The 26,140-nt window shown below is 57.0% G+C and carries 23 protein-coding genes; 11 read left to right on the top strand and 12 right to left on the bottom strand.

What is annotated here, in order from left to right; all coding sequences use genetic code 11:
- The first annotated feature begins 69 nt into the window (after positions 1 to 69).
- The gene (clpB, locus tag G583_RS0101630) at positions 70 to 2,661 is read left to right on the top strand and encodes an ATP-dependent chaperone ClpB (RefSeq protein WP_022869450.1); all 2,592 of its coding nucleotides are present in this window, start codon (positions 70 to 72) and stop codon (positions 2,659 to 2,661) included.
- 12 nt (positions 2,662 to 2,673) lie between these two features.
- Here clpB and G583_RS0101625 read toward each other — a convergent pair whose 3' ends face one another.
- Positions 2,674 to 3,432 (bottom strand): hypothetical protein, encoded by a 759-nt coding sequence (locus tag G583_RS0101625; protein WP_022869449.1) that lies wholly within the window; start codon positions 3,430 to 3,432, stop codon positions 2,674 to 2,676.
- A 270-nt stretch (positions 3,433 to 3,702) separates the two neighbouring features.
- Between G583_RS0101625 and G583_RS0101620 the strand changes: the two genes are divergently transcribed.
- Together G583_RS0101620 and G583_RS0101615 are read left to right on the top strand one after the other, a co-directional pair.
- A complete protein-coding gene (locus G583_RS0101620) occupies positions 3,703 to 3,906 on the top strand; it encodes a DUF3073 domain-containing protein (protein ID WP_029629171.1) in 204 nt (67 codons plus the stop codon).
- 50 nt (positions 3,907 to 3,956) lie between these two features.
- Positions 3,957 to 4,961: a Sir2 family NAD-dependent protein deacetylase gene (locus G583_RS0101615; protein ID WP_022869448.1), complete on the top strand. Its 1,005-nt coding sequence runs from the start codon at positions 3,957 to 3,959 to the stop codon at positions 4,959 to 4,961.
- A gap of 29 nt (positions 4,962 to 4,990) precedes the next feature.
- On the opposite strand, the gene G583_RS0101610 is transcribed toward G583_RS0101615, so the two are convergent.
- Positions 4,991 to 7,066 (bottom strand): HNH endonuclease, encoded by a 2,076-nt coding sequence (locus tag G583_RS0101610; RefSeq protein ID WP_022869447.1) that lies wholly within the window; start codon positions 7,064 to 7,066, stop codon positions 4,991 to 4,993.
- A 211-nt stretch (positions 7,067 to 7,277) separates the two neighbouring features.
- Between G583_RS0101610 and G583_RS0101605 the strand changes: the two genes are divergently transcribed.
- Positions 7,278 to 8,891, top strand: coding sequence for an AMP-binding protein (locus G583_RS0101605; protein WP_022869446.1), 1,614 nt, complete (start codon positions 7,278 to 7,280; stop codon positions 8,889 to 8,891).
- Between the two features lie 88 nt (positions 8,892 to 8,979).
- On the opposite strand, the gene purM is transcribed toward G583_RS0101605, so the two are convergent.
- From purM to G583_RS0101570, 6 genes are read right to left on the bottom strand one after another with little or no spacing between them, the layout of a single operon-like run.
- On the bottom strand, positions 8,980 to 10,119 hold the full coding sequence (gene purM, locus G583_RS0101595; RefSeq protein ID WP_022869445.1) for a phosphoribosylformylglycinamidine cyclo-ligase: 1,140 nt from the start codon (positions 10,117 to 10,119) through the stop codon (positions 8,980 to 8,982).
- A gap of 1 nt (position 10,120) precedes the next feature.
- Positions 10,121 to 11,542 (bottom strand): amidophosphoribosyltransferase, encoded by a 1,422-nt coding sequence (gene purF / locus G583_RS13565; RefSeq protein ID WP_022869444.1) that lies wholly within the window; start codon positions 11,540 to 11,542, stop codon positions 10,121 to 10,123.
- A gap of 3 nt (positions 11,543 to 11,545) precedes the next feature.
- Entirely contained in the window at positions 11,546 to 12,007 is a 462-nt protein-coding gene (locus tag G583_RS16110) for a hypothetical protein (RefSeq protein WP_022869443.1), read from the bottom strand.
- Between the two features lie 49 nt (positions 12,008 to 12,056).
- Positions 12,057 to 12,428, bottom strand: coding sequence for a sterol carrier family protein (locus G583_RS0101580; RefSeq protein ID WP_029629169.1), 372 nt, complete (start codon positions 12,426 to 12,428; stop codon positions 12,057 to 12,059).
- A 7-nt stretch (positions 12,429 to 12,435) separates the two neighbouring features.
- Positions 12,436 to 13,458, bottom strand: coding sequence for an asparaginase (locus tag G583_RS0101575; protein WP_022869441.1), 1,023 nt, complete (start codon positions 13,456 to 13,458; stop codon positions 12,436 to 12,438).
- An 8-nt stretch (positions 13,459 to 13,466) separates the two neighbouring features.
- Positions 13,467 to 13,709, bottom strand: a complete 243-nt coding sequence (locus G583_RS0101570) for a hypothetical protein (RefSeq protein WP_022869440.1) — start codon at positions 13,707 to 13,709, stop codon at positions 13,467 to 13,469.
- A 95-nt stretch (positions 13,710 to 13,804) separates the two neighbouring features.
- On the opposite strand from G583_RS0101570, the gene purD reads away from it, so the two are divergent.
- Positions 13,805 to 15,088 carry a phosphoribosylamine--glycine ligase gene (purD, locus tag G583_RS0101565; RefSeq protein WP_022869439.1) on the top strand — a complete coding sequence of 428 codons (1,284 nt, stop codon included), beginning with the start codon at positions 13,805 to 13,807 and terminating at the stop codon, positions 15,086 to 15,088.
- A 3-nt stretch (positions 15,089 to 15,091) separates the two neighbouring features.
- A complete protein-coding gene (locus tag G583_RS0101560; protein ID WP_022869438.1) occupies positions 15,092 to 15,991 on the top strand; it encodes a phosphoribosylaminoimidazolesuccinocarboxamide synthase in 900 nt (299 codons plus the stop codon).
- Here the strand turns inward: G583_RS0101560 and G583_RS0101555 are convergent.
- Both G583_RS0101555 and G583_RS0101550 read right to left on the bottom strand, forming a co-directional pair.
- On the bottom strand, positions 15,988 to 16,929 hold the full coding sequence (locus G583_RS0101555) for a metallophosphoesterase (protein ID WP_022869437.1): 942 nt from the start codon (positions 16,927 to 16,929) through the stop codon (positions 15,988 to 15,990). The two genes, G583_RS0101560 and G583_RS0101555, sit on opposite strands and share 4 nt — an antisense overlap.
- Positions 16,929 to 19,196 (bottom strand): transglycosylase domain-containing protein, encoded by a 2,268-nt coding sequence (locus G583_RS0101550; RefSeq protein ID WP_029629168.1) that lies wholly within the window; start codon positions 19,194 to 19,196, stop codon positions 16,929 to 16,931. Before G583_RS0101550 ends, G583_RS0101555 begins: the two co-directional genes overlap by 1 nt.
- A 69-nt stretch (positions 19,197 to 19,265) precedes the next feature.
- Here G583_RS0101550 and G583_RS16770 point away from each other — a divergent pair, with 69 nt between their 5' ends.
- Both G583_RS16770 and G583_RS0101545 read left to right on the top strand, forming a co-directional pair.
- The gene (locus G583_RS16770) at positions 19,266 to 19,430 is read left to right on the top strand and encodes a hypothetical protein (protein WP_169558753.1); all 165 of its coding nucleotides are present in this window, start codon (positions 19,266 to 19,268) and stop codon (positions 19,428 to 19,430) included.
- A 12-nt stretch (positions 19,431 to 19,442) separates the two neighbouring features.
- Complete coding sequence (locus tag G583_RS0101545; RefSeq protein WP_022869435.1) at positions 19,443 to 19,907, top strand: RidA family protein; 465 nt, start codon at positions 19,443 to 19,445, stop codon at positions 19,905 to 19,907.
- Between the two features lie 82 nt (positions 19,908 to 19,989).
- Here the strand turns inward: G583_RS0101545 and G583_RS0101540 are convergent, their stop codons facing one another.
- Positions 19,990 to 20,667 carry a Crp/Fnr family transcriptional regulator gene (locus G583_RS0101540; protein ID WP_022869434.1) on the bottom strand — a complete coding sequence of 226 codons (678 nt, stop codon included), beginning with the start codon at positions 20,665 to 20,667 and terminating at the stop codon, positions 19,990 to 19,992.
- A gap of 334 nt (positions 20,668 to 21,001) precedes the next feature.
- On the opposite strand from G583_RS0101540, the gene G583_RS0101535 reads away from it, so the two are divergent.
- The 3 genes from G583_RS0101535 (at position 21,002) to G583_RS16500 (ending at position 24,072) form a co-directional block, all read left to right on the top strand.
- Positions 21,002 to 22,174 (top strand): MarP family serine protease, encoded by a 1,173-nt coding sequence (locus G583_RS0101535; protein WP_169558752.1) that lies wholly within the window; start codon positions 21,002 to 21,004, stop codon positions 22,172 to 22,174.
- Between the two features lie 129 nt (positions 22,175 to 22,303).
- Positions 22,304 to 23,929 (top strand): sodium-dependent transporter, encoded by a 1,626-nt coding sequence (locus tag G583_RS13555; protein ID WP_022869432.1) that lies wholly within the window; start codon positions 22,304 to 22,306, stop codon positions 23,927 to 23,929.
- Positions 23,926 to 24,072, top strand: a complete 147-nt coding sequence (locus G583_RS16500) for a methionine/alanine import family NSS transporter small subunit (protein WP_022869431.1) — start codon at positions 23,926 to 23,928, stop codon at positions 24,070 to 24,072. Before G583_RS13555 ends, G583_RS16500 begins: the two co-directional genes overlap by 4 nt.
- 88 nt (positions 24,073 to 24,160) lie before the next feature.
- Here the strand turns inward: G583_RS16500 and G583_RS13550 are convergent, their stop codons facing one another.
- Complete coding sequence (locus G583_RS13550) at positions 24,161 to 26,140, bottom strand: AMP-binding protein (protein ID WP_022869430.1); 1,980 nt, start codon at positions 26,138 to 26,140, stop codon at positions 24,161 to 24,163.

Raw genomic sequence — 26,140 nt, 5'->3', positions numbered from 1 at the left:
AATGGGTTGAGTTAAGTAGACTCAAGTTTAGTTTTTGGAGCCCCGGGAGACCGGGGGCAAGGAGTACGGATGAATACCCAATTCACCACGAAATCCCAGGAGGCACTTTCTGCTGCGGCGATGAACGCCTCCACCGCAGGGAATCCGCAGATTGAACCCGCGCATTTACTCAAAGCATTGATGGACCAACGCGAATCCGTAGCGGTCGCAGTGCTCAAAGCCGCCAACGTTGATCCAGATGCGGTCTCTACGGGGGCGTCCAGCCAGATTGCTGCACTACCGAAAGCATCAGGCTCGTCGGTAGCTGAAGCACAACTGTCTCGCACCGGCCTCGCCGTTATTTCAGCTGCCCAAACCCAGGCGCAAAACAACCAGGACCAGTTCGTGTCAACCGAGCACCTGCTGCTGGGGTTGGCCGCCGATACCGGTGCCACAGGACAAGCGCTCCGTGACGCAGGAGCCACAGTACAAGCCCTCAGCGCTGCCATGAAGTCGGTACGCGGGGAGACGAAGGTTACGTCTCAGGATCCAGAGGCGACGTTTCAGTCGCTCGAGGAATACGGTACGGACCTGACTGAGATAGCTGCCTCGGGCAAGCTCGATCCCGTTATTGGTCGAGATGCCGAAGTGCGTCGCCTTATCCAGGTATTGTCTCGCCGCACCAAGAATAATCCAGTGCTCATCGGCGAACCGGGAGTCGGGAAGACGGCCGTCGTCGAGGGTCTCGCACAACGGATTGTTGCTTCCGACGTACCCGAATCGCTGCGCGGCAAACGCCTTATTTCCTTGGACCTGGGAGCTATGGTTGCCGGTGCGAAGTATCGCGGCGAATTCGAAGAGCGCCTCAAAGCAGTGCTCGAGGAAATTGCTGCGGCCGACGGCGAGATCGTGACGTTCATTGACGAGCTGCACACCGTCGTTGGTGCAGGCGCTGCTGAAGGCTCCATGGACGCCGGTAATATGCTCAAGCCGATGCTGGCGCGTGGTCAGTTGCGACTGATCGGCGCCACCACGTTGGACGAGTTCCGAGAAAATATTGAAAAAGATCCGGCCCTGGAACGTCGCTTCCAGCAGGTCTACGTTGGCGAGCCATCCGTGGACGACACGATTGCGATTCTGCGCGGACTGAAAGAGCGCTACGAAGCACACCACAAAGTCGCGATCACCGATACCGCACTGGTTGCCGCAGCGAATCTGTCGAACCGGTACATCACCGGCCGTCAACTTCCTGATAAAGCCATTGATCTGATGGACGAAGCAGCGTCACGCTTGCGCATGGAGATCGATTCTGCGCCCGAGGCGCTGGACCAACTTCGCCGTGCAGCTGATCGGCTGACCATGGAGGAACTGGCCCTAGAAGGCGAGACAGACGCTGCTTCGATCGAACGGTTAGCAGCCCTTCGTGCAGAATTGGCCGACACCAAGGAAGAGCTTGCAGGGATGACGGCGAAGTGGGAGGCCGAAAAGGCGTCCCTGAACAAGGCCGGTGACCTCCGCGTTACGCTCGACGATCTACGCTCAGCCGCAGAACGGGCTCAGCGTGAGGGCGACCTTGCCGAAGCCTCACGTATTCTCTACGGAGAAATTCCGCAAGTGGAGAAGGATCTCGCAGCGGCCGAAGCTGCCGATCACACGCTGAGTGCTGAAGAGACCATGGTCTCCGAAGAAGTTTCTGCACAAGATATCGCCGAGGTCATTGAAGCCTGGACCGGTATTCCGGCCGGGCGGATGCTTTCGAGCGAGCAGGAAAAGCTGTTGCACATGGAAGACGAGCTTGGCCGTCGCCTCATTGGACAACATCAGGCTGTGGAAACCGTGTCCGATGCGGTGCGGCGCTCGCGTGCCGGGGTCTCCGATCCGGATCGACCGATCGGTTCGTTCCTCTTCCTGGGGCCAACGGGTGTCGGGAAAACAGAGTTGGCGAAGTCATTGGCTGAATTTCTATTCGACGATGATCGTGCCATGGTCCGTATAGACATGTCTGAGTACTCCGAAAAGCACTCGGTAGCACGGCTGGTCGGTTCGCCTCCCGGTTATGTCGGGTATGACGAAGGAGGCCAACTGACCGAAGCTGTGCGGCGTCGTCCGTACTCGGTCATACTGCTGGACGAGGTAGAGAAGGCGCACCCGGAAATCTTCGATATCCTGCTGCAGGTGCTCGACGACGGCCGATTGACCGATGGTCAGGGTCGGACCGTGGACTTCCGCAACACGATCTTGATCCTGACCTCGAACCTCGGATCTGAGTTCCTGGTAGACGCCGGGTTCGAGGCAGCGGATAAACACGCGCGGGTTGATGCTGCTGTCCGTGCAGCGTTCAAACCGGAGTTCCTCAACCGACTCGATGACATGATCCATTTCGATCCGCTGACCATTCGGGACCTCGTCTCGATTGTGGACCTGCAGATCGAACAACTGGCCGATCGACTACAGCAGCGTCGTCTCAGTCTCGAGGTGACACCTGCGGCAACCGAATGGCTGGCCAGGGTCGGATATGACCCTGCCTATGGCGCCCGCCCATTGCGGCGCCTGGTACAGCGCGAAATTGGCGATAATTTGGCCAAGAAGATCCTTGCCGGCGAAGTCATAGATGGCGACACAGTCACGGTCGATGCTGACGCTGAGGGCATCACGTTGGGTACGGCGCACGCGGAAGGCTAAAGGCCCCGAGTGCTAGGACGCGTCGTCGGTGGTTTCCTCGGTGGGTGATGCAGATTCTGCGTCGTCCTCGGAACCATCGGCGGCTGCGTCGTCGGCAGTTTCTAGCGGGCTTTCGGCCTGCTCATCCTCGGAGCGCTGGTCGTCCACCTCAGGAGTTTCGACGAGCGATTCCGTGAAATTGGCTTCGTCATTGGTCGACACGATGCAGTCGACTCGACGGTCGTCTTCGTTCTCCCAGGTGTACTGCGAGGGCCGCGACGTATTGATCGAGTAGGTCGCCTGGGTGTTTTCCAACAAGGTGATGTCCGCGCAGAAGGTTTCAGCGCTTTCGAGTAGTTCTTCTTCACCGGGGTAGGACATCTCTTGCGAATGCATACGACGTCCTACAAGTTGTGCATTGTGCGGAGTAGAGCACTCGACGATGTCGGCGGGGCTTCCAGCATCGGTGTAATTGGCTAGGCAATCGCCGGCCAGGAAGTTTTCCGGAGAAACATTCGTGGCGATGATGCCATCTAGCCCCGGGGAGGGGTTGCGCGTGGTGGTTTCTTCGGGTTGCTCGGCACCGTTGTTATCGGAGGAGCTGAAACTGTAAACGAAGAACATCACGACGGCGAGGATGACGATAAGTACCGATAGGAAGATGATCCATGAGTTTCGCCGTGAGCGACGCTCTTGTTGCTGCCGGAGCTGCCGTCGAGTCGGGGTCGCGTGGTCTTCAGCTGACAGCGGAGAACCTTGGTCCGAGTTGGGGTGGTTATCGGCTGGGGTCATGCCGGTCCATCATCCTTCCTGACAGCAGTATTCATCGTCTTCGTTGGCCATGCCTTGGCACAGCGTCACCGAGGTTCTGCCGGTATGTTAGCTGATCCTAGAGCGAACGCCCTGGTTATACCAGACATATTTTAGCTGGCAGGGGGCGAACTCTACTCAAACATGTTAACCTGGTAAGCACGAACCATTACAAAAAAGAGACCTCGAGGGCAGCATGGGCCTTATGTTGCCGCTATTGAGGACACAGAGACCGCGAAGGGGGTCACGCTCATGGGGCGCGGCCGTCAAAAGGCAAAGGCAACCCGTCAGGCACGGGACATGAAGTACTTCTCGCCAGCTACCGACTTGGCAGCACTGGAGCGAGAGCTATCCGCAAAGAAACCTAATCAGGACGAGCACGACGAGTACGCCGAACACGCGGAAAAATATGATCCCTACGATGATGGGTACGACGAGGACTCATCCTATTCGTAGGCGCTCTTCTCGAAGGGGCTCCCTGAGGCTTGAAAGATCGGCACGGTGAGATGACGAGATCGTCTGACCGGCCGATTTCTTTCGAGTCGTCTTCACTTTCAGAGGATCATCCAGCCTACGCAACGCATCAGGCTGCCATCCGGTCAGTGGAGCGCGTCATCGACGATATGGCGCCCTATCAAAACGTCCAGGTGGCATCCACCGGCATCGGGCAACTCCTCAGACTCAAGCCGCTCATTCTCACTGGGGCTGGCATGTCTACCGATTCTGGTATCCCAGATTATCGGGGTCCCAAGGGCTCGCTTCGGCATTCGCGGCCCATGACCTATCAGGAATTTCTGCACGATGACGCAGCGCGGCACCGATACTGGGCGCGGTCTTTTGTCGGGTGGCAGCACATGTATGATGCCACGCCGCACTCTGGGCATGACATTCTTTCCAGGTGGAATGCAGCGGGCGTTATATCTGGTGTGGTGACCCAGAATGTTGACGGCTTACATCAGCGAAGCCAGCACAATATCGATGCCCAACTGGACCGCACAACAGCGCCGGACCAAGTGGTTGCCCTACACGGCTCAATGGATGAAATTGAATGTCTGGTGTGTGGTGTCAAGGAACGACGTGAGGCATTTGGCCGTCGCCTGCATGAGGCCAATCGGGGTGTGGCAACCGACTGGCATATTGCCGAGGCCGATATCAATCCCGACGGTGATGCGCGTATTCCACAACAATGGGTCGACAAATTCACGATGGTGAACTGTTTGAATTGTGGCTCCGATAAGCTCAAGCCAACCGTCGTGTATTTCGGAGAAGTCGTTCCCCGCCAGCGCAAGCAGGCCATTAGTGAATTGTTGGAGTCTTCGGGTGCATTGATCGTTGCCGGTTCTTCCCTAGCTGTCATGAGCAGTTATCGGATACTGCTTGAAGCCGATCGAAATCGCAAACCCATCGGGATTATCAACCGCGGTCCGACGCGTGGTGAAAAGCGCGCAACTTTTCGCTGGCGCACGGGGGTCCAGGAAGCCCTCGAATGGCTGGATGAGAAAATCTCCTAGCCACAACTTCTATACCGGTGCCGTCGGCACTATTTTTGCCAGAAAACATTGCGATATCGTGTTTCCGTGGGATCGATTGACCTGGGCAAGCTCACTGACGGGATCCCGTCAGCTTCCATATGTACGTAGAGCAATTGCTTGTGGGAAGCGCCGTGATGATGACGGCACAACAGGGCTGCATTGGTCAGTTGTGTTGTTCCGCCAAGTTCCCAAGGGACGATATGGTGACCCTCGCACCACACGGCTGGGATAGGGCAGCCTGGGACGACGCAACCACGGTCGCGAACATGAAGTGCTCGTCGAATCGCCCGCGGAAAGAGCCGTTGTGAACGTCCTACATCGAGGGGTTGTGAGGCCGATCCTACGACCATCGGAATAATGTTATTCGTGCAGGCCAGTTGTCGGGCAAGCCCGTAGTCGATCTGTAGATGGCCGGGCGATCCTGTAGGTGGCGCGTTTGTGTGATGTGGTTGTTTGAGCAACTCGACGATTTTGGAAATCTCGTTTGTTTTGTCACCCGTGTGTAGAGTTTCCTCGACCGAAGCTGGAGCATGTGCCCCAATCAGATCTTGGAGCGACAGTTCAACGATTACCTCGAGATTTGGGTGTAGCAGTTGATATCCAGCCGGAACCAGCGGTGCCAGTGGGCCTGATCTCGGAGGGACCGCACCGTCAGGAGGATAGCTGTCGGTATCGGCGTCTTCCCGTGGTTCGAAACCGAGAAGGTCTGCTAACACTTCGGAGTGCTTGGCGGCCTTTTGTAGCGTTTGGTCGTGGTCTTGCTGTTCTGCTTCGGTAGCCTTCGGGGCATAGGTTTTCCGCAGGATTAACCCGGCGGATAGGAAATCCATCATCGTGTTCAGCCAGCGTTCAGCGCTGGTCCGACCGTCGAAGAGTTTAGCGAGGCCCAGGTCGACATCAGCCGGTGTAATTCGAGGATCACCGGTAACTTCGTCGGAGTCAGCAGTCTCATCGGTGGAGGACTGAGCTGCACTGGGCGAGGGCTGGTCGTTTTGTGGCGCAACCTTCGCTACCGTTGAATGGAATTTGCTCGCCAGTTCTCTGATCGCATTGAGATGTAGCAGTTCGCCCTCGTCAACAATCGCCGTGATGCGATGCAGTGTATCGCCGACGGGACCGTCATAGAAGATGCCTTTTTCATGCTTGAACTGATCATCGGTCAGAGGTTTCTTCGGGCCGATAAGGCTATTCGTGACGGCGTCGCTGCGCGATTTTGCATAGCGTGAAAAGGTGTGTGGATTGTTGCGTAGAGCGTGGTGCACGAATTCCCGCTCCTTTTGTGCAACTAAATCGTCAGCGGTTGCTTGGTCCCCGCCTGCCCTGCGCACAGCCTGCCTGATATCGGATAGCTTCTGCTGGGCAACAGCAGCAGTCTCCAGGGGGATTCGCCCTTGTTCAAGATGTGCAGCTAAGCGCGGAGTCTCGAGCTTTGTCTGTCGATAATTCATCTGTGGCCACAGGCCAGCTGCAGCTGTGATCCGCTTGTCCACCGCAGCAAAAGTCAGTCGTAACGTGGAGGCGACGAACGAAATCGCGGCGGATAAAGGAGTTTGTCCACGAAGCTGTCCGGGAATCTTCAGCGCAACTGCCGGTTTCCGTAAATGTTGGACCAAATCTGCTGTGGCCCGGGTACTGACAATCTCGGCAAGATCGGTGTTCTCCTCTTGAATCTGTACATACTCTGCCAAGGAAAGTTTTCCCGATTGTGGGCAGGCAGTATCTTCTCGTGTCGCTGTATCGGGAACAACAGAATCAACGAATCCATGGTCCTTCGGGTCAATTGGTGCGAATAAATCGGTGGGCTCATGGGTCAACAGCTGCTTCTCGCGCAACGTGATCTGCGTTCGCAACGCCTGGAGTTCTGCAAGGGTGAACGTGGCTAATTCGGAACCGAGCTTGTCATCCACCGCATCGTGTGCAGTAAGCATGGTCGACGACATCCGCTGACGCAAGGGCAAGAGTTCTTGTGTTGGATCAGGAGTATCGTCCTCAGAGACTAGACCTTCGGGGTGGGCACCGAGGCCGTTGGCAAAGATCGTATCGGCCAACAAATTAGCGCTTGGTGCGGTGACTGTATGGGACATTGATTTCACCTCCTCGGATCCGTTTCATTTCAGTGTGCTTCATCGTCAAACCATTGCGTCCCCTTCGAGCTCTGATGTGGAGAAACAGTCACGACGTGTCCTCGTGTGGAAAACTGCCTGCTGTGGGTACTGATATGGTTCAGAATTCGGCTTATCTAGGTAAACTGAGTACCACCAACTGCGAAATTTAACCCGCAAAGGAAGGCGATCTGTGACCTCAACCAGCGCAACTACCACGACAGCCTCACCGGCCAGTTATGAAAATCTCACCCCGCTGGCTTTTCTTGGTCGCAGCGCTGCGACCTTTCCCGAACGCGAAGCGGTCATTTACGGCACGCTCCGTCGCACATATGCCCAGTTTGAAGCTGAAGTTCAACAGTTAGCCCGCGCCCTGGCAAAGAGCGTCAGGCCGGGGCAGATTGTCAGTTTCGTTGCTCCCAACACACCGGAAATGCTTGCGGCTCACTATGCCGTACCGCTCATCGGAGCCGTGCTGAATCCGTTGAACCCAAGACTGGCAGGCCGCGAATTTGGCTATATCTTTGAACATGCCGAATCGGAGATCGTTTTTGTTGATTCCGAAGTAGCGGGCGTCGTGTCTGATGCAGCTGCCAGTTTGAAAAACCCGCCGGCTGTTATCGAATTGGTAGACGAGCAATTTGGCGTTGAACCAACGGGTCAGCTTCCCACGTATGCTGATTTCATGTCAGCAGCTCCGGAACAAACTCAGCAGAATACGTATGGCTACGAAGTCGCCAACGAACTCGATGCCATTACGCTCAACTACACCTCGGGCACCACGGGACCACCAAAGGGTGTGCTGTACACACATCGCGGTGCATATCTGTCTGCACTTGGGAATACACAACATTATCGGTTAGACGGGGCCTCAAAGTATTTGTGGACCCTGCCGATGTTCCACTGCAACGGTTGGACGATGACCTGGGGTGCTACAGCCAGTGCCTCAACTCATGTGTGTCTGCGGGCTGTCCGTCAGGATGCTATCTGGGATGCCTTTGATAACGAAGGCATTACCCATCTATGCGGTGCTCCCATTGTCGCGGCATCCATTATTGAAGCAGAACGGGCTCGAGAACTTGCCCACCCGGTCAGGTTGATCACTGCAGCATCAGCGCCGCCGCCGTCGGTGATTGAGGGACTCGAGAACCTCGGAATCATGCCCGTTCACGTTTATGGGCTCACGGAAACTTATGGCCCTGCCACGATTAATGAAGCACAAGATCACTGGGCAGACTTGACCGTCACACAGCGTGCCCGTCAGTTAGCCCGCCAAGGCGTCCCTATGCTTCAGAATTCACAGGTTAGCGTTGTGGACCCAGATGGGAATCAACTGCCTGCGGACGGTGAATCGCAAGGTGAGGTCGTCATTCGCGGTAACGGCGTCATGGCGGGCTACTACAAGAACCCGGAAGCCACCGAGGAGGCTTTGGCAGGAGGCTGGTTCCACACCGGTGACATCGGGGTACAGCACCCAGACGGGTACATACAACTGATGGACCGGCTCAAGGACATCATCATTTCCGGCGGCGAGAACATTTCGTCGATCGAGGTCGAAGGAGTGTTACACGGACACCCGGACGTCTCTGATGCCGCAGTGATCGGTATTGCTGATGAACGCTGGGGCGAACGCCCTGTGGCTTATGTTGTGGTAACTGGTTCGGTAACGTCAGACGACTTGCGCGAACATTGTCGTGCCGAATTGGCCGGGTTCAAAGTGCCTGACGCTTTCCACCTGATCGATGAGTTGCCTCGGTCATCCACCGGTAAGATCCGGAAAACGGAACTTCGCGATATCGCAAAGTAAGCGTTCGCATGAGTGAAACCAGCACTGGATACACTAATGGCGCCGCACAGTTTGTGCGGCGCCGTTGGTGCTTATGGAGTGAAAAGAACTACTGTGCGTAGGCGCCGTGCATCAGTACGCCACCACCGTCAACGCCTTTGGCACCCTGGACGAAATCGTCTCCGGCGTTGGCGGCTTGGTCGTCGAGCGGTCCGACTTCGCCAATGCGCCAGGACTTCACACCCTGAGCGTTTAGCCAGGTCAGTGCTTTGTCAGCAGCGTCGGCAGCAACGACAGCGACCATGCCCACCCCCAGATTCAGCGTGCGCTCTAAATCGGCTTGCGGTACCTGCCCTGCTTCGGCCATGACTGAAAACACGGCGGGAAGTGACCAGGTTGAACGGTCTATTGTCGCCATGGTGCTCTGTGGGAGAACACGGGCTAAGTTTGCGGCTAAACCGCCACCGGTGACGTGCGAGAACCCGCGTAATGCGAAGTCGCCGTCGGTGTTGAGTTCATCGATCAGGCCCAAACACGTTTTGGCGTAGATCCTGGTCGGTTCGAGGAGCTCTTCGCCGAGGCTTCGGCCGAACTCATCGATATGCTGATCCCAGCTCCAGCCTTTGGACGCCACAATAGAACGCAGCAGTGAGTACCCGTTGGAGTGTGCGCCCGAAGATTCCATAGCGATGACCACATCAGAAGTCTGCACACGTTCTGGGCCGAGAACTTTATCGGCTTCAACGACACCGGTGACCGCACCGGCGACGTCATACTCGTTGTCAGCCAGAAGACCCGGGTGCTCGGCGGTCTCGCCACCGAGTAGTGCTGTGTCAGCAAGTTGGCAGCCCGTCGCAATGCCTCGGACGATATGGGCGACGCGCTGCGCTACAACCTTGCCGGTGGCAATGTAATCGGTCATGAATAAGGGTTTCGCCCCGACAACGACAATGTCGTCGACGACCATACCGACTAAATCTTGCCCGATCGTGTCATGGATATCCATAGCCTGCGCGATGGCAACCTTGGTGCCCACGCCGTCGGTGGAGGTGGTGAGGACAGGACGATGGTAGCTGGTCAAGGCGGTGGCATCCCACATGCCCGCGAAGCCTCCGAAACCACCGAGCACACGGTTGCTATGTGTTGCGGTTACCGCGTGTTTCATGAGTTCCACGGCGTCGTCGCCGGCCTGTACATCGACACCAGCGGCAGCGTAAGTGATCGGCTCGCCCAAGTTTTTGTCAGTCACGTTATTTCCTGTCTGTGGTCAGCTGGGGGACTTCGGTGGGGTAGTTGCCCGAGAAACAGGCGGTACACAGGGTGTCTTCGTCCTGTTGGGTGGCGGCAATGGTGCCTTCCAGTGAAATGTAGGCCAGTGAGTCGGCGCCGACGGAATCTCGAATTTCGTCAATTCCAGCACCGGTTGCAATGAGCTCGGCCCGTGTCGCGAAGTCGATCCCATAGAAACACGGCCACTGCACCGGCGGAGAAGAAATCTTGACGTGGACTTCTCGAGCGCCGGCTTCTCGCAGCATGGCTACGACTTGGCGCTGTGTATTGCCACGAACGATTGAATCGTCGACGACGATCACCGATTTGCCAGCAACCACAGACGGCTGCACATTGAGTTTGAGCCGGATACCCAACTGACGCAACGTCTGCGAGGGTTTGATGAAGGTTCGGCCAACATAAGAGTTTTTTACAAATCCGTGGCCCAGCGGAATGCCTGACTCTTCGGCGTATCCGATGGCAGCCGGCGTCCCGGATTCTGGTACCGGCACCACAACGTCGGCTTCTGCAACGTTCTCTTGGGCAAGCTGGCGGCCCATTTCGAGCCGCGACTCGTAGACGCTGCGGCCATTAATCGCGGCATCCGGACGAGCGACGTACACGTATTCGAAAATGCATCGCGCTAATTCAGACTGGGCGAAACGGGTAGATCGGACACCGTCGGCATCGATACAGATCATCTCGCCGGGAGCAATTTCGCGGATAAAGGTCGCGCCCGTGGTCGCCAGGGCGGCTTGCTCAGATGCAACGACCCAGCCGCTGGCCAACCGGCCGAGCACGAGTGGGCGGAACCCATGCCGATCACGGGCCGCGTAGAGGGTATTTTCCGACATCATGACGATCGAAAAAGCGCCCTCTAACGACGCAAAAACCTCGGGGGCTGTCGTCTCCAGTGGGCGCTCATGTTGACCGTGTAACAACGTGGTGATCAACGCGGTATCGGAGGTATTGCCCTGGGCAATTTCGCCTGAATCGACGTCCCCGAACCGGTCGTCAATCATGGTTTTGACCTCGGATCGGTTGGTCAACGCACCGTTCATTCCCAGGGCAACGGTGCGGTCATCGGCGGTAGCACCCAGAGTGGGTTGCGCGAACCGCCAATTATCAGCACCTTCGGAACCATACCGGCAGTGACCAATCGCAATATGGCCGGTCAAAGAGGACAGTGTGGCCTCATCGAAAACCTGGGACACTAATCCGAGATCTTTGTACACGGAGATGCGCTCTCCGGTCGAAGTCGCAATACCTGCTGACTCTTGGCCGCGATGCTGCAGTGAGAATAAGCCGTAGTAGGCGAGTTTGGAAACCTCTTCACCCGGGGCCCACACCCCGAAAACTCCGCAGGCGTCCTTGGGTGAATCGTCCGTAAGAATATCGCTCATCAACTATTTCCGTTTGCTGTGTTTTTTGGCTTTGGCATCGGCTTTTGCCTGGGCAAACTGCTCACGGCGTGCTTGCTCAAGACGTTCATTTTGTTGGAACTGCGACCATAGCGCATAGTCTTCTTCGGTAAGCGCCATATCAGCGGCAGCTGGATCGTCGGTGGGACGTGCATACAGGGTTTCCATGGCACGCTTGGAACGCCGGTCGACAATCATCCACCACAGAGCGCCGATGGTGACTCCAGCGATGGCGAAGATGGCCGCGAAGAACGATACCGTCTGGGTTTGTGAATACTCTTCGACGCTACCGGCGATCCCAACCCAGAAAAATGCGACGACGACGCCAAGGACGGCGCCCGATACCAGAAACGGAGTGATTTTCGGGGCGCGGCGCAAGACCATCTGTTGCGGGGCGTCCGCTTGGGGTTCTTGGGATTCGACGGGTGGAGGTGTGCTGTCAGCCATAGTGTCCTTCATTCTAGCGCCTGTCGTAAGAGGTTACTCACAAGTCTGGTTACAGTTTGACCAACGGTAGGAGCCACGACAAGTCTGTTCGCTGCCCGGAAGCAACCACGCTGCCGGTTTCAACAGCGTCCGGCCACGGCACTTGCCCGGTGATCAAAGATAACCACGTGGCGGAATCCGTTTCGATTACTGCCGGTGGTGTGCCACGAGTGTGGACGGTTCCCTCGATGATCTGGGTGACACCAAACGGTGGGACACGCACTTCTACGGAACGTCCCGGTGCCAGTTCGGCGAGCTCTTCAAGCGAATACCGGACCGCCATCGCGCGCACATTGCGTCCAGCTGCAGCCGGATCAGCGGCCCATTGGCGAACCGCGGCTACGCCCTTGGTAACGTCAATTTTCCGTCGTGCCACAAACACCTCCGGCTTATTTCAAGAGTCTCAGTACGGCGGGGCTCAATTTGATCCCGCCCACCCGTTGGTTGCCACCGTAAATAGGTGGCGCAATATGTTCCACGACGTCGCTCATGGTCTCCAACGCAACGGCGTCCGGGGCATACTGCGCCAGCAGCACCAGTGCGACAAGGTGTGACGCCCGATGGGTCGAGTCAATCATTGATACCGCAACCGCTGTCCCATCCGGTGCAGCCATCGCAACGATACCATCGGCACCGGTTTTGACCATGAGCTCTAAGGACTCGAGGACCACGGTGTCATTTCGGTGTTTTCCTTGCACCGCTTCCGGGTAGTCCAGCATCGCGCGAGCGACCATGGCAGCCGGAAGCTCAACATTTCGATCGTGCACGGCTCGTCCCAGTTTGCCAAAACCTCTGGCCAACGCGGCGAGCGACATCACGGGCGTGGGGGCGCCACAACCATCAATACCGGTGTGCGTGATAGATGTTTCGCAGTACTGTTCCAGAACGCGCACCACTTCGGTTTGGACGGGCGCCTCGTCGTCCAAATACGTTGCAGGGTCCGCGCCCGCAGCGACCATGGCGGCGAGGAACCCAGCGTGCTTGCCCGAGCAATTGTGCGCCAGCGGGGTACGTTCCAACGGGATGGGCGCCATCTGCAAAGCGGCCGACGCAACCTGGGATGCCGATGACGGATAGCCCGCCGGACATTGTAAATCAGCAGCGCTCAACCCCACCTGCGCCAGCACATCGGCGGCAATATCCTGATGCCACGGGGACCCAATGTGCGAGCCAGCAGCCAACGCAAGACCTTCACCTGCAAGATCTGCTCCGCAACGCAGCGAAGCAATTGCCTGGAAAGGTTTCAACACTGAACGTCCGTAGACTCCCGCCGCTGGATCACCCACGTCGGCGATAATGACTCCCTCGGGATCCACTACCACGGCCGAACCAAAAAATCGGTTCTCAATAAACCCGTTTCGGCTGGTTGTGGCCAGCTGTTCGACATCAGTGGCTCGAATCGGTCCGGACATGGCGTCTCCTAACGTTTGGACTTGTGACGATAGATGGCCCAGGTCGTAATCGTTGCGGCCACCGCGCCGATTCCCAACGAGAGCAGCGCCGGGACCATGTCTCCGCGGGTTGCCCCGGTAAACGCCCGGAAACCAACCCACGAGACGAAGGAGCTACCCAGGGCGACCAGGAGCCATAAATAGACAATCCGAAGCCACGGGGGCAGGCCCGGTCCGCGGCCATAGGGTAAGTGGTGTCGTTGGAATGCCATGCCTCGCAGTCTAGTCGGTGTCCGTGCTCCATTCGTTTGCATAAATTTCAGACACACCGACCAACAACCAGGCAGGAACGACTACGCTAAGAGGCGTGAAAACTTTAGTCTTGGGCCCAGGTGGCCGTGAACACGCAATTGTGCAAGCCCTCCGTGCCGATCCGCTGGTATCTGAAGTGCGCTGTGCGCCCGGAAACGCTGGTATCGCCAAAGAAGTTCCCGTCTACCCCGTTGACGTTTCCTCGCCGCAGCTGGTCGTGGAACTCTGCCAGGAACTCCAACCGGATCTGGTGGTCGTCGGGCCGGAAGCTCTGCTGGCCGCTGGCGTGACGAATGCCCTCCAGGCTGCTGGTTTCGCGGTCTTTGGGCCAACGCACCAGGCCGCAAAACTGGAATCGTCCAAGGCGTTTGCCAAAGACGTGATGCACGCAGCTGGAGTACCAACCGGGGACGCGAAAACGGCCGTGAGCCTGGAGCAACTTGAAACAGCTCTCGATGAATTCGGTGCGCCCTATGTGGTGAAGGACGACGGGTTGGCCGCAGGAAAAGGCGTCATCGTAACCTCCGACCGCGACGCAGCTATTGCGCACGGCCGAGACATTTTTTCGGGAGGCGACCCGGTCCTGGTCGAAGAGTTCCTCGACGGCCCTGAAGTTTCAGTCTTTGTGATCGCCGACGGCACCGATGGCGTGGCGATGGCGCCCGCTCAAGATTTTAAACGAGTCTTCAACAACGACGAGGGTGCCAATACCGGAGGAATGGGCGCCTATACTCCGCTCGAATGGCTCCCGAAAAACTTTACTGAGGACGTCATGGAACAGGTCGCTCGGCCGGTGCTGAAAGAGATGGTAGACCGTGGCACGCCGTTCACCGGTGTGCTGTACTGCGGCCTGACCGTTACCGACAAGGGTATTCAGGTCATCGAGTTCAACGCTCGCTTTGGTGACCCTGAAACCCAGCCGGTCTTAGCGCGACTCAAGACACCGCTGGGCCAATTGCTCAAGGCCGCCGCCGACGGCAAACTGCGCGCCACCTTCCCGTCCGTCACCTTCCACGAGCACAGTGCCGTAGGTGTGGTCATGGCGGCTGAAGGGTACCCGGAAGCACCACAGGCCGGTGCGCAAATCACGGGCGTGGCTGATGCAGCCAAACTTGAGGGTGTCTCAATTCTGCATGCCGGAACGACTGCTGGATCCAGCGGTGAGTTCACAGCCTCAGGAGGACGACTTTTGACCGTGGTTGCCACCGGAGACGACCTGGCAGCAGCCCGCGACACAGCCTATGCTGCGGTCGAACACATCTCTGTCCCGAATGGCCACTACCGCACGGATATTGCGGCAAAAGCCATTAACGGTGACATCACAATCCCAGGAGCCTAGGCTATGACCGATACTGCAGTGCAACTTCCGGGTTGGCGACACATCTATTCCGGCAAAGTCCGCAACCTCTATGAACCTGCGGACTCCGTGCCGGGGGAATCCGACACACTCTTGGTGGTGGCCACCGATCGGATCTCGGCGTTCGATCATATTCTGGCGCCGGGTATTCCGGATAAAGGCAAGATTCTCACGCAGCTTTCGCTGTGGTGGTTCGAGCGTCTGGCAGATGAGCTCGATGTCGCTAACCATGTGGTTTCAACCGAGGTACCTGCTGCTGTTGCGGGCCGGGCTATGGTCGTCAAACGGTTGGACATGTTTCCGATCGAAGCCATCGCTCGAGGATATCTCACGGGTTCAGGACTTGCGGAGTACCGCACCAATGGCAAGGTCACAGGTATTGAACTTCCAGCCGGACTGGTCGACGGGTCGAAACTTGAGCCCGCGATCTTCACCCCCTCGGCCAAAGCTGCGGTTGGGGACCACGACGAGAATATTAGCTTTGCGGTGATGACGGCACGTATCGGCCACGAGACGGCTGATGATATTCGCGTGAAAACCTTGCAGCTGTACACTACCGCTGAGCGGATAGCCCGGAACGCAGGGATCATTCTGGCGGACACCAAAGTGGAGTACGGCGTTGACGAGCGCGGCGTCATGACTCTTGGCGACGAAGTCCTCACGCCGGATTCTTCCCGATTCTGGGATGCTGAGCTGTACCGTCCGGGGCGGCCGCAGGAGTCATTCGACAAGCAGTTTGTACGCGACTGGCTCGCATCGGAAGCATCCGGCTGGGATCAGGCATCGGATACACCGCCACCGGAACTTCCTGATGACGTCGTGGAGAAGACTGCGCAGCGTTACCTCGAGGCGTATCGACGGTTGACCGGCAGAGCGTTCAACTAGCCTCGAGCCACCAGGTCAAGGACTACGGCTTCTGGCGGACAGAAGGTGCGGATCGGAACCTTTGGCGAGGTTCCGATACCTGCCGTGACATTAACGAGCCCGGATGCCCCACGAGACCGCCACCTGAACAGTGACGACGCCCAACCGGTGGGCAGATCACAGTTCGAGACGATCGCACCGTAGCGGGGGAGCGCCACTTGTCCGCCGTGCGTGTGTCCGGCCAGCACGAGGTCAGCGCCACCGGCAACAGCCGAGTCTAGGACGCGTCGATACGGTGCATGCGTGACGGCAATATTCAACGATGCGCCAGGTTCCGCGTCGTCAAATCCTGGCCAGGCGTCAGCCTGCATGTGTGCATCCTGAGTGCCCGCGAAATTGATCCGGAGGTCCTCGCGTACGGTCAGGGTCATCGATGTATTACCCAGCTTGTGCCACTGGCCGGTCCGGGTGAACGCTTCAAACATGGCGCCCACATCGACGGCTTGCAGCGTTTCGGAGTCGCCGTCAAATTCCGACGGGGCACGCAGGTAGCGCAGTGGGTTGGCCGGTTTCGGGCCATAAAAGTCGTTGGACCCGGCGACAAACACCCCGGGAGTGTGCAGCAGTGGAGCCAGAGCTTCGAGGACGTCGTCAACAGCGTCAACCTCTCCTGGATTATCTCCGGTGTTGACCACCAGATCTGGTTTCAATTCCGCGAGATGTCGGACAAAATCGATCTTCTTTCGGTCACCGGCGACCAAGTGCATATCGCCAACATGCAGCACCCGGAACGGCTCTTGCCCTTCGGATAGGAGCGGAAGGGTCGCGTAGCGTATACCGAATTGGCGAGCTGAAACAATGCCAAATACGGCTGCCGAAGCCCCTACAAGGGCTGTGGTGGTAAAAAGTTTGGCCGCGCCAGAAGCAATCCGGCGCGGCCACCCTGAAGCTTCAGACACTAGTCTTCGTCTCCCGAAGAGTCATCATTGTTGTCCGTGTTCTGGGCATTTCCGGAGTCGGATTCAGACTCTGAGTCTGAATCGTTGTTATCCGAGTTCGAACCACCGTTATTCGATGATCCGCCACCGGTGGACCCCATCGTGCGAGGGTTACCGGTTGGACCATCGAAGGTCGGGAATTGTTCGGTCTCGTATTTTGGTCCGGCGACCTTCATGTAGTCAACCCACATCGGACCGGCCACGAGTGAGCCCCAAGCATCTTCGAAGTATCGGCCACCAATGGTGAGGCCACGAAGCGTATGATCGGAGCCGATGCCTTGATAATTTCCTACCCACGAAGCGGTCGCCAGATCCGAGGAGTACCCAATGAACCACGTTGAGGATTCGTAGTTATTGGTACCGGTCTTGCCCGCAATTGGGAAGTCCAACTCGCCTCGGGAAATACGCTCATCCGCCAGTTGGGTCAACGTGTTGTTGAGTTCCTTGATGTTCTCGGGGTTAAGCGAACCTGGAGAACACTGCACCGGTGGCACACTGTATTCCTCACCTGTTGCATCAACGATCGATTCGATAGCACGTGGTTCACAGTACGTACCGCCAGAGCCCAACGTGGAGTATGCCGCCGCCATGGTCAGCGGGGAAACCTCATAGGCGCCCAAGACGAACGATGGGTTTGATGGATCAAGTGGTCCAGCGTCTGTTGCTCCGCCTTCAATACCGGCTGCGGTCGTGATGTCTGTGATGGAGCACAGGTCAGTTTCATAGGCAGCAGCAACGGTAGCGGTGTTAATGGACCAGTAGAGGCCGTAATCCATGCGCATTTTTTTGTGCATATCGGCAATGGCGTTTCGAGGACGCCAGCCGTCGGAACCGATTTTTGCATAGCCGCCATCAAGACAGTATGCGGGGAACTGGGCGCCATCGTAGTTGTTGCGCGAGGCATCAACGGTGTCTCGCATCGAATTTCCGGCGCCCATCCAGGCCATAGCGACGAAAGGCTTCAGTGTGGAACCGGCTTGGAAACCACCGCCTCCACCCCAGGACTGGTCAACCCCGAAGTTGAGCGAGGTTTCTCCCTGGGTCTCGGAGTTGACGGTGTAGTCGGTGTTCTGCGCCATCGTTTTGATGTTGCCGGTATCTTGCTGGACGGTAACGAGCGAAGCGCCAACACCTTCATTTTCGCCTGCCGGAACGTTACTCCGAGCGGTTTCCACTGCAGCTTCCTGCAGTTCTGAGTCCAGTGTCGTGGTGATTTCGAGACCACCACGGTCAAGCATGCGCTGACGAGAATCTACATCTGGGCCAAACGCTGGATCAGCACGGATCAGCCGCTGCACATAATCGCAGAAGTATTCGAAACCGTCTTTGGCATACATACAACCCGAGGGCAGTGGAGTCATATCCAACTGGTCTTCGACGTTAGTTGCTACGGCCTCGTCATATTCCTCTTTGGTGATGCGATCTTGCTGATACATATTGCCCAACACCAGGTCACGACGCTGCATCGCACCTTCTGGGTTGGTGTCAGGGTTCAGCGCGTTGGGTGACTGTACGAGTCCTGCCAGAAGAGCTGATTCAGAAATGCTGAGATCTGCCGCGGATTTGTCGAAGAACAACCGTGCCGCGGACTCAACGCCGTAGGTGCGGCCTGAGAACAGCACGATATTGAGGTAGCCCTCAAGAATTTCGTCTTTGGTCATGTCCTTTTCGACGGCCACGGCCAGCTTCATTTCGCGAAGCTTATCCGGAATTTCCTTGGTACCGGAAACGGTCGTGCGTAGACCGTTGAGGTTCTGGTAGTTGACCAAAACGTTGTTGACGTACTGCTGCGTCAGGGTAGATGCGCCCTGCTGGGTGTCCGAGGTGACGTTATGCACCATCGCGCGAGCAAGCCCTTCGCCATCAACACCGGCGTGATCGTAAAACCGTTCGTCTTCGATCGCGATGATCGCGTCTTTCATGTGATCAGAAATTTGATCGAGCTCCACCGGAGTTCGGTCTTCAGCATAGAAGGTCGCGATTTCGTTGCCGTCCTGATCCAGGATGGATGACGGTGTGGACATGGGCTCTTCGTTAAGTTCTGCTGGCAGCTTATCTAGCATCTCGGTGCCGACTTGTGAAGCTGCTCCTGTCAGCATCCCGGCCGGAAGCATCATGCCCGCACCAAGGGCGCCCAGCAACGCTGAGATACCAAAGAAGGCGAGCAGTTTCGACAGCACGGAGTTGCTTTTAAGCACAGAAGTACCTGAGGACGTCGTTTTGGCCATGCGAGGAGTCTACCGGATCGACAAGATCAAATCTGTTCCAAAGCTCTCGGCGCAAGATACGGTTAAGGCATGAGTAATACACAGAAGTGGGAATACGCCACTCTTCCATTGGTGATCCATGCAACGAAACAAATTCTTGATCAGTGGGGTGACGACGGCTGGGAATTAGTTACCGTTATCCCTGGGCCAGACGGCAACGCTCCCGTAGCGTATCTGAAGCGTCCCAAAGCGTAACGAAGGAGCGACATGTCCGTTATTGAACAGCGCATCGAAGAGGCTGGATATACCCTGCCCGCAGTTGGGAAGCCGCTTGCCGCATATGTTCCCACCATGCGCGACGGTGACAACGTGTACACCTCGGGTCAGCTTCCACTGGTCGACGGCAAGCTTGCCGGCACGGGGAAAGTTGGCGACACCGTCAGCATCGAAGATGCTGCCGGCTTGGCGCGAACCTGTGTCCTCAACGCACTGGCTGCAATCAAAGCCGAGGTCGGTGATCTGGATAAGATTTCGCAGATTACCAAAGTCGTTGGTTTCGTGTCGTCTGCCGCAGATTTTGCAGAGCAGCACATCGTAGTCAACGGTGCGTCAGAGTTCATAGGTGAAATCTTCCAAGACAAGGGAACACATGCACGTTCCGCCGTCGGCGTCGCAATGTTACCGATGAATGCCCCGGTAGAAGTCGAAATGATCGTCAAGGTTGACGACTAACTCCGCAATTCAAAAGCTCCATTAAACGCGTATGAGTCGAAGGAAATCCTTCGACTCATACGCGCTTAAGGTTCGGTATTGGTTAGCGGGCGCGCTGGCGCAAACGCTGCAAGTCCAACACGATGACGGCGCGGTTTTCCAAGCGCAACCAGTCACGCTGGACGAATTCGGCAAGTGCTTTATTAACGGTTTCACGCGAGGCGCCAACCAGCTGAGCCAATTCTTCCTGAGTGAGGTCGTGGGCAACCAGCAGGCCGTCGGCTGTTGGGCGGCCGAAGCGATCTGCAAGGTCGAGTAGGGCTTTGGCAACGCGTCCTGGAACGTCTGAGAAGACTAGATCAGCCAGGGATTCGTTGGTCCGTGACAGGCGACGGGCCAGAGCGCCGAGCAGCTGCATGGAAACCTCTGGTGAGGAGTAAATAACCTTCCGCAGGTTTTCGTGGCGCAAGCCGGCCAGGCTGGTCGCGGATACTGCGGTAGCTGAGGCAGAGCGGGGCGCCGGGTTGAACAGCGCCATTTCGCCGAAAACTTCTCCGGGGCCGAGGATGGCAAGAAGGTTTTCGCGACCGTCAGGCGCGGTGCGACCGAGTTTAATCTTTCCGGACAAAATGACGTATAGCTGATCTCCATCGTCACCTTCATGGAACACTGAGGCGCCGCGGGAAAGCTCAACTTCAGTCAGCTCGGCGGTAAGAGCGCTGAACACTTCCTCGTCGAGGTGGGTGAAGAGCGGTGCGTTGCGCAATACGTCTAAATCCATGGTTTGTAGTTTCCTTACTGGCCTTGTGGGCCGACTTCATTCTCTGGCCGAAACTGTGTAGCTGATTGTGAAATGCTGATACATACCGAATCGGGCACATAGATTCTAGTGGTTTTCGGTGTGGGCTTCTGGCCGATTCTATCGAATGTAGAAGGCCATGTGGAAATCGTCACAACCGATGACGCGTTGTTCCTCCACGATAGTCCCAAATTCAGCCAAAATACTACGCTATCGGCAAGGCCATTCTGAGACAAGATCAAAACCGGATACGCTTAGGGCACGATAACCACCCCAAGAACGGTCGATGGGACGGTGGCTCATTATAGGGTTCTCCTTGCTTGACTGGGCACTTGTCCTTGTGCTCGTCGTTGTCGTCGTCATCGGGTTTCGCCGTGGCTTTTGGGTCACCATGGGAACCGTCGCCGGTGCCATCGCCGGAGTTTTTGGTGGGCTATTTCTTATGCCGATCATTGTTGAACTCGTACCGGCCGGGGTTATCCGAATTATCACTATGGTGGCCGTCACGGCCGTCCTCATCTGGTTCGGGATGTGGTTGGGGCGCAAAATTGGTGGGCAACTGCGACTCCACATTAGCCACCCGGTCATGCGAACCATCGATAGGTTTTTAGGGGCGATCAGCAATACCGCCGTGGCAGGGTTGCTGATTTCACTCATTGCCTTCTCAGTGGCCTCGGTCGGCGTCCCCGGTATCACCAGTGTGCTGAAGAACTCGCAGATCGTGGCGCTCACGACAGATCTCACACCCGAGGGCGCTCGGGTGTGGATTGCGGATGTTCGGGCCGATGTACTGAATTCCTCAGAGCTGCCCGAACTGGATTTAGCAGAAGAAGCAGAAGATAACGCTCAGGAAGTAGAGCAGACTCGGCCGGAAGCTACGACGCCGGTAGAAGAGTCTAGCCAGTCGTCGGTGCGGATTACCGGGAGCGCTTATGGCTGCGGTCAGAGCCAGACGGGATCTGGTTTCGCTCTGACAAATGATCGTGTTCTGACCAACGCACACGTGGTGGCAGGTGTCGAAGAACCACAGGTAGAAAGTCACGACGGACAACTCTTCACAGGGGAAGTCGTCGCTTTCGACCCTGAAGTTGACGTCGCAGTCATAGCGCTACCTGAGGCTGAGCTGCCGGCTGCAGAGTTTGGGGAGGTTATTGATCCAGGGGAGCCTGCCTTTGTGTTGGGTTATCCATCAGGAGGGCCCCATCAGATCACCGGTGCGGAAGTTCAAGCGCGAGGACCCGCGTCGGTTGCGAATATTTACGATGAAAATCCGCAGCTACGCGACGTCTATCAGGTGGCAGCAGATGTGCGACAGGGCAACTCTGGTGGAGCGCTTGTTGACGACGAGGGCCACGTCGCGGGAGTTATCTTCGCGCGCGCCTCAGACACCGAGGTTGGCTACGCTCTGACGGCAGAAGAAATCTCAGGCTACGTCGACGATGCACCCCAGTTATCTGAGCCCGTTTCGACAGGGGAATGCTTGCAGTAGTTGACCATGGGCCTATGCATCGAGTTGGACGGGTCGTGGTGATTGTTCTCCGGGACAACACGGCGTAACCTGAGTGGTGTAAGTCACTTGTGACTTCGGCTCACATCACATGTCCAATAAGGGGTAAACATGTCCTCTCAAACCACTTCTGCGCCAGTTGAGTCCTCTAAGCGCGAGGCATTTGGTGGCCGCTGGATTTTCATTCTGGCTGCCATGGGCTCCGCTATCGGGCTGGGCAATATTTGGCGTTTCCCATACATCGCCTATGAAAATGGCGGCGGGGCGTTCATCATTCCGTACCTCGTTGCGTTGCTTTCGGCTGGTATTCCGCTGCTCTTCTTTGACTACGCCATTGGCCACAGGTTTAAAGGGTCCCCGCCGTTAGCCTTCCGACGGATGGCTAAATGGACCGAGACCATCGGCTGGTGGAAAGCCATGATCTGTGTGGTCATCGGACTGTATTATGCGGCTATTCTCGGCTGGGCCGCCAGCTACATATTCTTTTCATCCACTGAAGCCTGGGGCGATGATGCAAATGCATTCTTCTTCGAAGAGTATCTGCAGGTGTCAGATACTCCCTCCCTGGACTTCACCATCGTCCCAGGTGTCTTTTGGCCAATGTTGGCCATCTGGGTTGCGGTGTTGATCGTGCTGGGTATCGGGGTACGACGGGGCATTGGTATTGCTTCGGCCATTGGTATACCAATCCTGGTGGTTATGTTCCTCGTTCTGGTCGGTATTTCCTTGACGCTCGAAGGCGCAGTAGGCGGCCTTGACGCCCTGTTCACGCCAAACTGGGAGGCACTGCTCAGCCCGGGCGTGTGGGTTGCAGCGTACGGCCAGATTTTCTTCTCGCTGTCCGTTGGATTCGGCATTATGATCACCTATTCGTCCTACCTGAAAAAGCGGACAAACCTGACGGGCTCAGGCATGGTCGTAGGCTTCTCGAACTCCGGTTTCGAGATTTTGGCAGGTATCGGCGTCTTCTCAGCGCTTGGATTCATGGCTCAGGCATCCGGCGTCGCAGTTGGCGACGTTGTGGAATCTGGTATCGGCCTGGCGTTTGTGGCATTCCCTGAAATTATTTCCCAGGCACCACTGGGGCTGGGTCCAATTATCGGGGTGCTGTTCTTCGGTTCATTGCTGTTTGCAGGGTTTACCTCGATGATTTCGATTCTGGAAGTTACTCTGTCCGCGGTCAAAGACAAAACCGGTTGGTCTCGCGTAACCGTCGTATCGACCTTTGGCGTGGCTCTAGCGTTGCTGTCGCTGGTTGGATTCGGCACAACATCGGGACTGCACTTGCTGGACGTCTCCGACTACTTCGTGAACCAGTTCGGCATCGTGGCAGCGGCCCTTGTGGCGGTTGTTTCCGTGTCCTGGTTACTGCGCCGTTTGGGTCGCATGGTGGATCACCTGAACAAGGTATCCTCGTTCCGCTTAGGTACGGTTTATAAGTTCCTGATTGGTCTGGTTCTTCCGGTCGTCTTGGGCTACACCTTGGTGCTGGAATTCATTGGCCAGATGACCGCTGATGAACCCTACGGGGGAATGCCAAATTGGTACGTCAACACGTTTGGCTGGGGGATGGCCGTCAGCTTGATCGTGATCGGGTTTATTGTGTCACTGCTTCCGTGGGCGAAAGGCTCAGCGCTGTACACCGAGCAGTCGGAAAATGAATACCTTTTGGACGACGCCGACCTCACGCAGGGCAAACACGCAGCTAACGACACCGAACAGGAGATCAAGTCATGAGTGCTATCGCAATCACAATGATGGTCATTGCATGTGTCACCGTCTTTGGCGGCGTTATTTCAGCAGTGATCCACCTACAACGCAACCCGGATGAGACATCCGGTGAGTTTGGTGATGACGAACTTCGCAGTCGCGGAATATAAACTCAACACTAAAAATAAGCGCTTCGGCCGCAACCAATTTTGGTTGCGGCCGAAGCGCTTGTAATGCTAAAGGCTCAGACGGAGAACCTTAGCGTTTCATGCCCGATAGGATTTCTTCCATGACCGCAGGGTCGGCAAGCGTTGCCAGAGCGGTTGGATCTGCTTCGGTCTGGCCCTCGGCAGCATCTTTGAGCAGACGCCGCATGATCTTGCCTGAACGGGTCTTCGGCAAATCAGTGGTGACCAGAATCCGCTTCGGCTTGGCAATCGGTCCGATGTGCGTGCCCACGTGGTTGCGCAGCTGTTCCTCTGCTTCCTGGGGGTCGGTGCCGGCAGCCTCATCAGTCAAAATGACAAACCCATAGATAGCCTGGCCGGTTGTTGCGTCGGCAGCGCCAACGACGGCTGCTTCGGCAACCAGTTCATTGGAGACCAGCGCCGATTCAATTTCTGTCGTGGACAGGCGGTGACCGGAAATATTCATGACATCGTCGACTCGGCCAAGCAACCAGATGTCGCCCTCGTCATCGAAACGGGCGCCGTCACCAGCAAAGTACATGCCATCAAAATGCGACCAGTAGGTATTCACGAAGCGGTCGTCATCGCCCCAGATCGTGCGTGCCATGGCTGGCCATGGTTCACGGATCACCAAGAAGCCCTGGGTCGTGTCTTGCATAGTTTTGCCGTTATCGTCGACCACATCCACCGAGATGCCGGGAACTGCACGCTGTGCTGAACCAGGCTTGAGCTCATCGGGTGTCAACGCAGGTAGCGGGGTGAGAATATGCGCCCCGGTTTCTGTTTGCCACCAGGTATCAGCAATCGGTACAGGATGATCTTGGCGGGGGCCGGGGGTGACGTTGCCGTCAGCGTCGACGGTACCTGGGCCGTTGTTGTCGCCGATGACTTCACGGTACCAATCCCAAGCCTCGGGGTTGATCGCTTCACCAACCGAGCCCAAGAGGCGAATCGAAGAGAGGTCGTGGCGGTCGGGGATATCGCGACCCCACTTCATGGCGCTGCGAATGGCAGTTGGGGCAGTGTAGAGAATGGTGACGCCGTATTTCTCGACGATTTCCCACCAGCGACCACGATGCGGGGTGTCCGGGGTGCCTTCATAGAGCACTTGGGTGGCGCCGTTCGACATCGGGCCGTACACAATGTAGGAGTGTCCGGTAACCCAGCCGACGTCGGCGGTGCACCAAAATACATCGGATTCAGGTTGTAAATCGAAGGTGTCGCGTGCGGTCGCCGTGACTTGGGTCAGGTAGCCGCCGGTTGTGTGCAGGATACCCTTGGGCTGGCCAGTTGTCCCCGAGGTATAGAGGATGAACAGCGGGTGTTCGGCTTCGTGCCAAACAACTTCATGCGAGGTCGGCTGATCGCTAACGACTTCGTGGAACCACTTATCGCGCCCCTCAACCCAGTTGATCTCCGCCTTATTGCGGTTGACCACAAGAACGTGGTCAACGGTGTGGCCTTCTGCTGACAGGGCATCGTCAACAATGGGTTTGAGCATATTCGGTTTGCCACGTCGGAATGAGCCGTCGGCCGTGATGACCACTTTGGCTTCTGCGTCGTCGATGCGCGAGCGCAGTGCTTCGGCTGAGAAACCACCGAAGACGACTGAGTGCACCGCACCGATCCTGGCGCAGGCCAGGATCGACACAACGGATTCGACCAGCATGGGCAGGTAAATGGCCACCCGGTCGCCCTTCGTGACGCCTAGGGATTCTAGCGCGTTGGCAGCTTGTGAAACCCGGGCTTGCAGGTCAGCGTACGTCACGGCATCTGTGTCGCCGGGTTCGCCTTCAAAGTAGAGGGCTACGCGCTCGCCGTTACCGGCTTCAACGTGACGGTCTACCGCGTTATAACAAGCATTGGTCGTACCATCGGCAAACCACCGGGCAAACGGAGGATTGGACCAATCAAGGACTTCGGTAAAGGGGGTGTCCCAGTGGACTTCGTTGCGGGCGCGGTCCGCCCAATACTCCAGTGAGCTCTGCTCTGCTTGTGCATACAAGTCGCGGGCTCGTTGAGTGGTTTCCTGTTCATGCGTGGTGACCAT

The organism is Yaniella halotolerans DSM 15476 (assembly GCF_000420805.1).
Classification (GTDB): domain Bacteria; phylum Actinomycetota; class Actinomycetes; order Actinomycetales; family Micrococcaceae; genus Yaniella; species Yaniella halotolerans.
Note: the sequence above shows the minus strand (reverse complement) of the source record. Positions and strands in the feature narration are given on the sequence as shown.

Coding starts and splice junctions, on each gene's coding strand:
- G583_RS0101575 (WP_022869441.1), bottom strand. CDS start 13,458: ATGTCCGGACCGATTCGAGCCACTGATGTCGAACAGCTGGCCACAACC.
- G583_RS16770 (WP_169558753.1), top strand. CDS start 19,266: ATGAGTAATACACAGAAGTGGGAATACGCCACTCTTCCATTGGTGATC.
- purF (WP_022869444.1), bottom strand. CDS start 11,542: ATGAGCGATATTCTTACGGACGATTCACCCAAGGACGCCTGCGGAGTT.
- G583_RS13555 (WP_022869432.1), top strand. CDS start 22,304: ATGTCCTCTCAAACCACTTCTGCGCCAGTTGAGTCCTCTAAGCGCGAG.
- G583_RS0101570 (WP_022869440.1), bottom strand. CDS start 13,709: ATGGCATTCCAACGACACCACTTACCCTATGGCCGCGGACCGGGCCTG.
- G583_RS0101620 (WP_029629171.1), top strand. CDS start 3,703: ATGGGGCGCGGCCGTCAAAAGGCAAAGGCAACCCGTCAGGCACGGGAC.
- G583_RS16110 (WP_022869443.1), bottom strand. CDS start 12,007: ATGGCTGACAGCACACCTCCACCCGTCGAATCCCAAGAACCCCAAGCG.
- G583_RS13550 (WP_022869430.1), bottom strand. CDS start 26,140: ATGGTCACCACGCATGAACAGGAAACCACTCAACGAGCCCGCGACTTG.
- G583_RS0101545 (WP_022869435.1), top strand. CDS start 19,443: ATGTCCGTTATTGAACAGCGCATCGAAGAGGCTGGATATACCCTGCCC.
- G583_RS0101550 (WP_029629168.1), bottom strand. CDS start 19,196: ATGGCCAAAACGACGTCCTCAGGTACTTCTGTGCTTAAAAGCAACTCC.
- G583_RS16500 (WP_022869431.1), top strand. CDS start 23,926: ATGAGTGCTATCGCAATCACAATGATGGTCATTGCATGTGTCACCGTC.
- clpB (WP_022869450.1), top strand. CDS start 70: ATGAATACCCAATTCACCACGAAATCCCAGGAGGCACTTTCTGCTGCG.
- G583_RS0101625 (WP_022869449.1), bottom strand. CDS start 3,432: ATGACCCCAGCCGATAACCACCCCAACTCGGACCAAGGTTCTCCGCTG.
- G583_RS0101560 (WP_022869438.1), top strand. CDS start 15,092: ATGACCGATACTGCAGTGCAACTTCCGGGTTGGCGACACATCTATTCC.
- G583_RS0101610 (WP_022869447.1), bottom strand. CDS start 7,066: ATGTCCCATACAGTCACCGCACCAAGCGCTAATTTGTTGGCCGATACG.
- G583_RS0101540 (WP_022869434.1), bottom strand. CDS start 20,667: ATGGATTTAGACGTATTGCGCAACGCACCGCTCTTCACCCACCTCGAC.
- G583_RS0101615 (WP_022869448.1), top strand. CDS start 3,957: ATGACGAGATCGTCTGACCGGCCGATTTCTTTCGAGTCGTCTTCACTT.